The sequence below is a fragment of the Streptomyces sp. NPDC043738 genome, assembly GCF_056436545.1.
The window spans coordinates 1-9,870 of record NZ_JBWKCJ010000032.1 but is presented as its reverse complement, the minus strand read 5'-3'; the positions used below and the strand labels follow the sequence as shown (position 1 = coordinate 9,870).

The following is a 9,870-nucleotide window of genomic DNA, read 5'->3' as shown; positions in this document are numbered from 1 at the left end:
TGGACTGCTGCGCTTTACGTCCACACAACAGGCCCCTCCGGCCCGCCCCCTCCCGTCCGGTGGAGCAGCCCCCGGCCCGGTGGGGGATATGTCAAAAAGAACCAGAAGCTCGGCCGCATCGTGACGCGGCCGAGCTTTTGGCGTTTGTGCCTTCCTTCCCACCGGGGTGGGGTCCCGTTCGCCGGTGGGAGGGGGCGGGGCCGGAGGGGTGGTGTTGTGGACGTAAAGCGCAGCAGTCCACAACACCACCCCGGAGGCCCCGAACCCGGCACCCACCACCAACCCGGGGCCCCACCCCACAACCCCCTCCGCCCCCGCCGAAGGCGGGAAAAGAACAACAGGACAGGCACGGCGGGCCAGCCGGCAACGTGGGAAGCGGGGCTACGAGCCCAAAACGGTCGTGAGGAACTCGCCCACCCACGCCAGCAGCTCACGGCCGACCAACGGCTTGCCGCCGATCTTGCCGGTGGTCGGGCGCGGCACCAGGATCTGGCGGGTGGCCGGCTTGAGGACCGTGCGCGGGTACAGGCGCTTGAGGCGCAGCTCCTGGGACTCGCGCAGCTCCACGGGGCCGAAGCGGATGTTGGCGCCCTGGAGGGTGATGTCGCTGACGCCGCAGGCCCGGGCGAGCATGCGCAGGCCGGCGACCAGCAGGAGGTTCTCGACCGGCTCGGGGAGCTTGCCGTAGCGGTCGGTCAGCTCCTCCCGGACGGCCGCGATGTCCTCCTCCGAGCTGGCGGAGGCGATGGCGCGGTAGGCCTGCAGACGCAGCCGCTCGCCGGGCGCGTAGTCGTGCGGGACGTGCGCGTCCACCGGGAGTTCGATCTTGACCTCCAGCGGCGGCTCCTCCTCCGCCCCGCCTTCGAGGGAAGCCCGGTAGTCGGCGACGGCCTCGCCGACCATGCGGACGTAGAGGTCGAAGCCGACGCCCGCGATATGGCCGGACTGCTCGCCGCCGAGGAGGTTGCCCGCGCCGCGGATCTCCAGGTCCTTCATGGCGACGTACATGCCGGCGCCCATCTCGGTGTGCTGGGCGATCGTCGCCAGCCGCTCGTGGGCGGTCTCGGTCAGCGGCTTCTCCGGCGGGTAGAGGAAGTAGGCGTAGCCGCGCTCGCGGCCGCGGCCCACCCGGCCGCGCAGCTGGTGCAGCTGGGACAGGCCGAAGTTGTCGCCGCGCTCGACGATCAGGGTGTTGGCGTTGGAGATGTCGATGCCGGACTCGACGATGGTCGTGGAGACCAGGACGTCGAACTTCTTCTCCCAGAAGTCGACCACGACCTGCTCCAGCTGCGACTCGCCCATCTGGCCGTGGGCGGTCTGGATGCGGGCCTCGGGGACGATCTCGCGCAGGCGGGCGGCGGCCCGGTCGATCGACTCGACGCGGTTGTGGATGTAGAAGACCTGGCCCTCGCGCAGGAGTTCACGGCGGATGGCGGCGCCGATCTGCTTCTGCTCGTAGGGGCCGACGAAGGTGAGGACCGGGTGGCGCTCCTCGGGGGGCGTCGTGATCGTGGACATCTCGCGGATGCCCGTGACCGCCATCTCCAGGGTGCGCGGGATGGGCGTGGCGGACATGGTCAGCACGTCCACGTTGGCGCGCAGCTTCTTCAGCTGCTCCTTGTGCTCGACGCCGAAGCGCTGCTCCTCGTCGACGATGACCAGGCCCAGGTCCTTGAACTTGGTCTCGGAGGAGAACAGGCGGTGGGTGCCGATGACGAGGTCGACCGAGCCGTCGCGCAGCCCTTCGAGGACGGCCTTGGCCTCGGTGTCGGTCTGGAAGCGGGACAGCGCCCGGACGTTGACCGGGAACTGGCCGTAGCGCTCGGTGAACGTGCCGTGGTGCTGCTGGACGAGGAGGGTGGTCGGCACCAGGACCGCCACCTGCTTGCCGTCCTGGACGGCCTTGAAGGCCGCGCGGACCGCGATCTCGGTCTTGCCGTAGCCGACGTCGCCGCAGATCAGCCGGTCCATCGGGACCGACTTCTCCATGTCCTCCTTGACCTCGGCGATCGTGGTGAGCTGATCGGGGGTCTCGGCGTACGGGAAGGCGTCCTCCAGCTCCCGCTGCCAGGGGGTGTCCGGGCCGAAGGTGTGGCCGGGCGCCGCCATCCGGGCGGAGTAGAGCTTGATGAGGTCGGCGGCGATCTCCTTGACGGCCTTCTTGGCGCGCGCCTTGGTCTTGGTCCAGTCGGCGCCGCCCAGGCGGTGCAGGGTCGGGGCCTCGCCGCCCACGTACTTGGTGACCTGCTCCAGCTGGTCGGTGGGGATGTAGAGGCGGTCGCCGGGCTGGCCGCGCTTGGCGGGGGCGTACTCGACCAGGAGGTACTCGCGGGTGGCGCCCTGGACCGTGCGCTGGACCATCTCGATGTAGCGGCCCACGCCGTGCTGCTCGTGGACGATGAAGTCGCCGGCCTGGAGGGTGAGCGGGTCGATGGTCTTGCGGCGGCGGGCCGGCATGCGGGCCGCGTCCTTGCCGGCCGCCTTCTGGCCCGACAGATCGGTCTCGGTCAGGACGGCGAGCTTGAGCGAGGGGTCGACAAAGCCGTTGTCGAGGGAACCGCAGGCGACATGGACGACGGCGGGGGTGATCTCCGCCAGGCCGGCGTCCAGGCGGGCGGCGATGCCCTCGCCGCCGAGCACCTCGACCGTTCGGGCCGCGGGGCCGTGCGCCTCGGTGAGGTACACCGTCCGCCAGCCGTCGGCCAGCCACTGCTTGGTGTCGGCGAGCGCCCGCTGGGTGTCACCGCGGTAGGTCTCGGGGGCGTGCATGCCCAGTTTGAGGGTGTCGCCGTCCCCGGCGGCCAGGTCCTCGTCGGCGGCGAACGGGGAGACCGACCACCACATCATGCCCAGCTCGCGGGCCCGGTCGCGGACATCGGCGATGCCCCAGAGCGAGGCCGCGCCGACGTCGATCGGCGCCTCTCCCCCGCCCGCACTCGCCGCCCAGGACGCCTGGAGGAACTCCTGACTGGTCGCCACCAGGTCGGCGGCCCGGGTCCGTACCCGCTCCGGGTCGCAGACCACGGCCATGGAGCCCTTGGGCAGCACGTCCAGCAGCAGTTCCATGTCGTCGACGAGGACGGGGGCCAGGGACTCCATGCCCTCGACGGCGATCCCCTCGGCGATCTTGCCGAGGAGTTCGCCCAGCTCCGGGTGCTGTTCGGCGAGCGCCGCGGCCCGCTGCCGCACCTGGTCGGTCAGCAGCAGCTCACGGCACGGCGGCGCCCACAGGCCGTGCTCGGCGACCTCCAGGGAGCGCTGGTCGGCGACCTTGAAGTAGCGGATCTCCTCGACGTCGTCGCCCCAGAACTCGACCCGCAGCGGGTGTTCCTCGGTGGGCGGGAAGACGTCCAGGATGCCGCCGCGGACGGCGAACTCGCCGCGCTTCTCCACCAGTTCGACGCGGGCGTAGGCGGCCGCGGCCAGCCCGTCGACGACCTCTTCGAGATCGGCGCTCTGCCCCGTGCGCAAGCTGACCGGCTCCAGGTCGCCCAGGCCCTTGACCTGCGGCTGGAGCACCGAGCGGATCGGGGCGACGACGACGGATACGGGGCCGGCGGTGGGGTCGTCGGGGCTCGGGTGGGCGAGCCGGCGCAGCACCGCCAGGCGCCGGCCGACGGTGTCGGAGCGCGGGGAGAGCCGCTCGTGCGGCAGCGTCTCCCAGGACGGGAACTCCACGACGCGGTGCGCCTCGCCGGCCGGCATCAGGCTGCGCAGCGCGGCGGCGAGGTCCTCGGCCTCCCGGCCGGTGGCGGTCACGGCCAGCACGGGGCGCCGGGTGCCATGGGCGAGCGCGGCCACCGCGAACGGGCGGGCGGCCGGCGGACCCACCAGGTCCACGTGCGGGCGGTGGCCGTCGGCCGCGGCCCGGACCGCTTCGGCGAGCGCCGGGTCCCGTACGACGGCGTCGAGCAGACCAGTCAGGCTCATGAAAAGGTTCCGTCCCAGCAAGCGAGGCGAACAACGCGAACAGCCCGCGGCGTCGCACGGGCGGGTTGCCCACGATACGCCCGACCACCGACAGCCCGCCGACCGAGCGGACCGGGCCCGGGCGCGACGCCCCTGCGCGCCGGGGGCGTCCATCTGCCGAGAAGCGCCGTTCCGCATCGCGGCCCCGCGTGGTTGGGTGTCGACTGGAACGGTGTCCGATACACACACCCGGACAGCCGCAGCCCGACCGAGGAGGGGAACCCGTGAGCCGCACGACCAGGGACAGCGACAGCCCGGCGGACCGCGGAACGGGCGGCCCCGGCTCCCCGGCACCAGGGAACGCGCCCGCACGCACCGCGCGGCGCGGCCCGGTCGTCGCGGCGCTGATGCTGGGCATGGCGCTGGCCGCGCTGGATTTCACGATCCTCGCCACCGCCATTCCGCAGATCGTCGGCGACCTCGGCGGCTTCGCGGTGTTCTCCTGGCTCTTCTCCGGCTACCTGCTGGCCGTGACCGTCACCCTGCCGGTCTACGGCAAGCTCTCCGACACCTTCGGCCGCAAGCCCATCCTGATCGCCGGCATCGTGCTCTTCCTCGTCGGCTCGCTGGCCTGCGCGGGCGCCTGGAGCATGGCGTCCCTGATCGCCTTCCGGGTGCTGCAGGGGCTGGGCGGCGGCGCCCTGCAGGGCACCGTGCAGACCATCGCCGCCGACCTCTACCCGATGGCGGAACGCCCCCGGATACAGGCCAGGCTCTCCAGCGTCTGGGCCGCCTCGGCGGTCGCCGGCCCCGCCCTGGGCGGGCTGCTCGCCACCTACGCCGACTGGCGGTGGATCTTCCTGGTCAATGTGCCGGTGGGCGCGGTGGCGCTGTGGCTGATCGTGCGGCACTTCCACGAGGACGCCGCGGCGCGGCGCGGCGCCCCGGGCCGTCGTCCGCGCGTCGACTGGCCCGGCGCGCTGGCGATCTTCGCCAGTGGCGGGCTGCTGCTGACCGCGCTGGTCCAGGGCGGCGTCGCCTGGCCCTGGCTCTCCGCGCCGTCGCTGCTGCTGTTCGCCGGCAGCGCGGTGGGCGCGGCGGCCACCGTCCTGATCGAGCGCCGCGCCGCGGAACCGATCATCCCCGGCTGGGTCTGGCGCCGCCGCACCATCGCCGCCGTGAACCTCGCCCTGGGCGCGCTGGGCCTGCTGATGGTCGCACCGACCGTCTTCTTGCCCACCTACGCCCAGTCGGTGCTGGGCCTGGGCCCGACGGCCGCCGGTTTCGTGCTCTCGGTGATGACGCTGAGCTGGCCGCTGTCGGCCGCCCTGAGCAGTCACGTCTACCGCCGCACCGGCATCCGCACCTGCGCGATGCTCGGCATCGGCGCGGCCGGCGCGATCCTGCTCGCCTTCCCCCTGCTGCCCTACCCCGGCGCCGCCTGGCAGCCCGCCCTGATCATGCTGGCGCTGGGCGCGGCCCTCGGGCTCTTCCAGCTGCCGCTGATCATCGGCGTGCAGTCCTCGGTCGACTACGCCGAGCGCGGCACCGCCACCGCCTCGATACTGTTCTGCCGCCAGGTCGGCCAGTCGGTGGGCGCCGCGCTCTTCGGCGCCCTGGCCAACGCCACCCTCAACGACCGCCTCGCGCACGCCCCCTCGGACATCCGCCCCGGCCTCCCCGGCGATCTCGACGCGGTCTCGCACGCCCTGGAGCAGTCCGGCGCGCTGACCGCCCGCGCCACCGACTACCTGCGCCGGGCCGTCGACACCGCCGTCGACCACGTCTACCTCGGCGCCGCCGCGGCCGCCGCGCTCGCCCTGGTCGCCCTGGTGCTGCTGGCGCCGCGGCGCTTCCCGGTGGAGGCCGACGCCCGCGGCGACCGGGACGGCCGGGGCCGTGCGGACGAAGCGGAGAGCGCGGGCGAGGCGGCGCGGTAGACCGGGCGGCAGGCGCGCGGTCAGCCGCGCGGCCGGGGCAGCTCGGTGGTCAAGGTGTCCTCGTCGTCGGGGTCGCCGCCGGACCCCGTGGCGGGCCCGCCGTCCGCCCCGTCCGCCGCCGGCGGCTTGCCCGTCAGCGCCGCCAGGCTGTTGCGGACGTGCGTCATATGGGTGCGGACCTCCTCGCGCCGCTCGGCGTGCTCGCGCAAGGCCCGCTCCGTGGCCCGCTCGATGCGCTCCACCTCGACCCTCGCACGGGCCAGCAGCCCGGCCGCGCGGTCCTCGGCATCCTCCTGCCGGTGCCGGGCGGCCTCCTCGGCCTCCGCGTAGAGCCGGCGCCGGTCGGCGAGGACGGCCTGCCCGCGGGCGTCCCGCTCCGCGACGAGCTGGTCCATCTCCGCGTCCAGCTTCGCCAGTTCCCGCCCGGCCGCCTCCCACGCCTCGGCCTGCTGCTTCTCCTGCTCGCGCAGCATCCGGGCGGTGTCGCGCACCGCCTGCCCCCACTCCTCGGCCGCCTCCGCGCGCAGGCGCTCGGCGTCCTTGGCCGCCGCGGCCACCCGCTTCGCGCCGTCCTCCTGCGCCCGCTCCTCGGTGCGCCGGGCCAGCTCGTCCGCCTCGGTGCGCAGGGCCGAGGCGGCCTGGTCCGCCGCGGCTCGGACCTGGTGCGTGAAGCCGTCGGACTCGTCACGGGCCCGCTCGGCGGCCTGCTCGGCCTCGGCCCGCAGCCGCTCCGCCTCGGACTCCGCCGTGCTCAGGATCAGCCGGGCCTCGCTGCTGAGGGACTCGTACGTCTGCGGCGGCAGCTTCGCCAGATAGAGCCGCAGCCCGGCGAGTTCGTCCTCCATCTCGTTGCACAGGACGGTGAGCCGCGCGGCACGCTCCCAGCAGGAGTCACGGTCGATCGAGAGGCCCTCGAACCGGCGGTCGACGTCCTCCGGCCGGTAGCCACGCCCTCGTACGGTCTCGAACCCATGAGGCGAAACCGGTGCACTCATCCCTCAAGCCCCTCTGTGCAGTTACGCGCGCTTGTCCTTACGGACCGGTGCCAAGACCCACCCTTGCGGCACTTCGCCCGGACCGTCCCCCCAGGATGCGTCATTTATCGCCAGAAGTCGGAATTGGATCATCCTTGTACAAGGATTGGAACAACCGCTTCGCCCCGTTTTCGTCCCAGAGCAGCACCGACCCGGCGCCCGCCACCCACACCCCGGGCCGCCGCACCGGAACCGTCGTCGCCGCCCCCTCGCCCCCGGCGATCCGCCGCAGCGCCCAGCCCATGTCCAGCACCTGCGCCGCCCCCGCGCCCTCGTCCACGGTCAGCGCCGCCAACGAGGTGTCCAGCACCCGCTTGAGCCGGGCCGGGTCGAGGAACACATCAGGGCCGGCCATCGCCTCCGCCACCGCGCCGATCAGCCGCCGCTGCCGCTTCACCCGTCCGAGGTCACCCTCCGGGTCCGCATAGCGCGCCCGCACGTACGCCAGCGCCCGCCCGCCGTCCATCCGTTGGCAGCCGGCCCGGAAGTCCGCCCCCGACGGCTCGTCCCTCAGCGGCGCCTCCAGGCACAGCCGTACGCCGCCCAGCGCGTCCACGACCCGCACCAGACCCAGGAAGTTCACCTCGGCATAGCGGTCGATGCGCAGACCGGTCGCCTGCTCCACCGTCCGGGTGAGCAGCCGCGGACCGCCGTCCGCATACGCCTCATTGATCTTCCGGCCGCCGCGGCCGGGAACGGGGACGTAGCTGTCGCGCGGCAGGCTGACCAGAGCGGAGCCGTGCTCGCCGTAGTGCAGCACCATGATCGTGTCGGTGTTGCGCACCCGGCCGCCTCCGACGTGCAGCTCCGCGCGCTGCCGCGGGGTCAGCCCGGCGCGGCTGTCGGAGCCCACCAGCAGCCAGTTCGTCCCCCGACCGGCAGCCGGCCGCCCGGCGTAGTCCGCCAGCGCGTCGGTGTGCCGCAGCTCCCGCCCCGCCCGGACGTACAGCCCGGCCCCGGCCGCCACCACCAGCACGACCAGCAACAGCAGCGACACCAGCAACCAGCTGAGCCACGACCACCGGCGCCGCGGCGGCGCCGCCCCGCGCGGCGACCGCAACCGCCCCGCCCGGTAGCGCGGGGGTATCGGACGGCCCATACAGGCATGGTCCCGGGGCCCGGCCCGTCGCGCAGGTCGAGCACCCGGACCCCTCACCGCGCCGCGCACCCTCCATACGGCGCGCGGCGCGGACCTGGCCTACAGCAGCCCGTCCCACATCTGCTCGAGCAGCACCGACCACCAGGTCTCCGGCGAACCGAGCGCCGGCGGGTCCAAGGCGACCAGCTGCGCCTGGAAGTCGACCGTCCAGCGGCCCGCCTGCTCCGGCGTCAGCCCGTAGCGCAGCCGCCACATCCGCCCCAGCATCGCCAGACAGCGCACGAACTCCGGCAGCCCGCTGTTGACGAACTGCGGCGCCGCCGGCTGGCCGCCCGGCCCGCCCTCCATCGGCACCGCCACGATGTGCGCGGTCCCGTACTGGACACACAGCTGACGGCCGAAGTCGTTGCCCATCACCAGATACGAGCCCGCGTCGGCGGCCGGCTGCACGCCCCGCTCCGCCGCCAGCTCCGCCAGCGTCGGCACCGGGCGGCCCGGCTGCGCCTGCGCCCAGAAGAACGGCCCGAAGTCGACCGGCAGTCCGGCCCACACCAGCATCTGCGCCACCACATCGGGCACGCCGTGCCGGGAGACCGCCCGCTGATCGAAGCGGAAGATCCCCTGCGGACCGAAGGCCTGCTCCAGCTCCTGGCCGATCGCCTGCGGCGGAACCGGCGGCACCGGCTGCACCTGGGACGGGTGCGGCAGCGGCACCCGCACCGGAGCCGGCCGCGCCGGACCGTCCGCGACCTGGTGCAACTCGCCCTGATGCTCCACCAGATGCCGTACGCCCTGCTGACGCGAGGCATGGTCCCGGCCGTACGCGGCCGTGTGGCTGATACGCACCTGCGGCCAGTTGTCCCGGATCATCCGGGCGCAGTAGCCGCCCGGCAGATCGCAGCACTCCAGCTCCGTGTGCAGCTCCAGGACCTGCTGCGGGGGCACGTTCATCGCCCGCAGCTCGTGCAGCAGCTGCCACTCCGGATGCGGCGTACCGGGCGCCGAACGGCGCACGATCTTCTGCTCGGAACCGTCCGGCGCGCGATAGCTGAGCACCGCCATGTAGCCGGGGCCCACGGTCGGCTGACCGCTGGGGGCCTGCGGATAGCCGTACGCGCCCGGGGGGCCGGGCGGCGCGGCCTGCGGCGGGGCGGGCACACCCGCGGGCGGGGCACCGTGGCCGGCCGGCGGCACGGCGGGAGCGCCCGCCCCACCGGGACCGCCCAGCGCGGCACCGCCGGCGAGCATCGTCGCCGCGGCATGCACCCCACCGCCGCCGGTGCCGCCCGCCACAGGCGGCGCCGGAGGCGGAGGCGGCGGACCGCCCTGGCCGCCCTGACCCGCCGGGCCCTGCCCGGCCGCGGACGCGCCGGACCTACCGGGCGGACCGGGCGGCTTGGGCGCGCCGGGCGGACCGGGCGGCGGCGGCACACCAGGGCCACCGGCACCACCCAGGCTCGCCTGCAACGACGCACCGTCGGCGAGCATCGTGGCGGCGGCGTGCACCCCGCCACCGGGACCACCGGCACCCGTACCGCCCGAGCCCGCCCCGCCGGCACCCGTGCCCTCGGCACCGGGACGGTCCGTCCCGTCCACCGCACTGAGATCGACATCCGCCGCATCCAGCTGCGAGACCAGCTGCGTGGGCACATAGCCACCGGCCGGCGCACCGGGCGCACCCGGCCCGGACGCCGGACGCGCATCGGCCTTGCCGGTTTCGGCCTCCGCGAGCCGCGCAGGGTCCTGCGAGGCACCACCACGGCCCGGGGGGGGGGGGGGGGGGGGGGGGGGGGGGGGGGGGGGGGGGGGGGGGGGGGGGGGGGAGGGGGGGGGGGGGGGGGGGGGGGGGGGTGGGTGGGGGGGGGGGGGGGGGGGGGGTGGGGGTGGA

The 9,870-nt window shown here is 74.4% G+C and carries 5 protein-coding genes; 1 reads left to right on the top strand and 4 read right to left on the bottom strand.

Features of this window, described 5'->3' with window-relative positions; all coding sequences use genetic code 11:
• Window positions 1–381: 381 nt before the first annotated feature.
• The gene (gene mfd, locus AC0680_RS31360; RefSeq protein ID WP_478635449.1) at window positions 382–3,930 is read right to left on the bottom strand and encodes a transcription-repair coupling factor; all 3,549 of its coding nucleotides are present in this window, start codon (window positions 3,928–3,930) and stop codon (window positions 382–384) included.
• Between the two features lie 263 nt (window positions 3,931–4,193).
• Here mfd and AC0680_RS31355 point away from each other — a divergent pair, with 263 nt between their 5' ends.
• Complete coding sequence (locus AC0680_RS31355) at window positions 4,194–5,849, top strand: MFS transporter (RefSeq protein WP_478635446.1); 1,656 nt, start codon at window positions 4,194–4,196, stop codon at window positions 5,847–5,849.
• A gap of 20 nt (window positions 5,850–5,869) precedes the next feature.
• On the opposite strand, the gene AC0680_RS31350 is transcribed toward AC0680_RS31355, so the two are convergent.
• From AC0680_RS31350 to AC0680_RS31340, 3 genes are all read right to left on the bottom strand, one after another.
• Window positions 5,870–6,844, bottom strand: coding sequence for a cellulose-binding protein (locus AC0680_RS31350; protein WP_478635443.1), 975 nt, complete (start codon window positions 6,842–6,844; stop codon window positions 5,870–5,872).
• 100 nt (window positions 6,845–6,944) lie between these two features.
• The gene (locus AC0680_RS31345) at window positions 6,945–7,880 is read right to left on the bottom strand and encodes an LCP family protein (RefSeq protein ID WP_478635636.1); all 936 of its coding nucleotides are present in this window, start codon (window positions 7,878–7,880) and stop codon (window positions 6,945–6,947) included.
• Window positions 7,881–8,081: 201 nt separating this feature from the next.
• Window positions 8,082–9,870 (bottom strand): SUKH-4 family immunity protein (locus AC0680_RS31340; protein ID WP_478635442.1); only part of this gene is annotated, 1,789 nt, incomplete at its 5' end.

Coding starts and splice junctions, on each gene's coding strand:
- mfd (WP_478635449.1), bottom strand. CDS start 3,930: ATGAGCCTGACTGGTCTGCTCGACGCCGTCGTACGGGACCCGGCGCTC.
- AC0680_RS31350 (WP_478635443.1), bottom strand. CDS start 6,844: ATGAGTGCACCGGTTTCGCCTCATGGGTTCGAGACCGTACGAGGGCGT.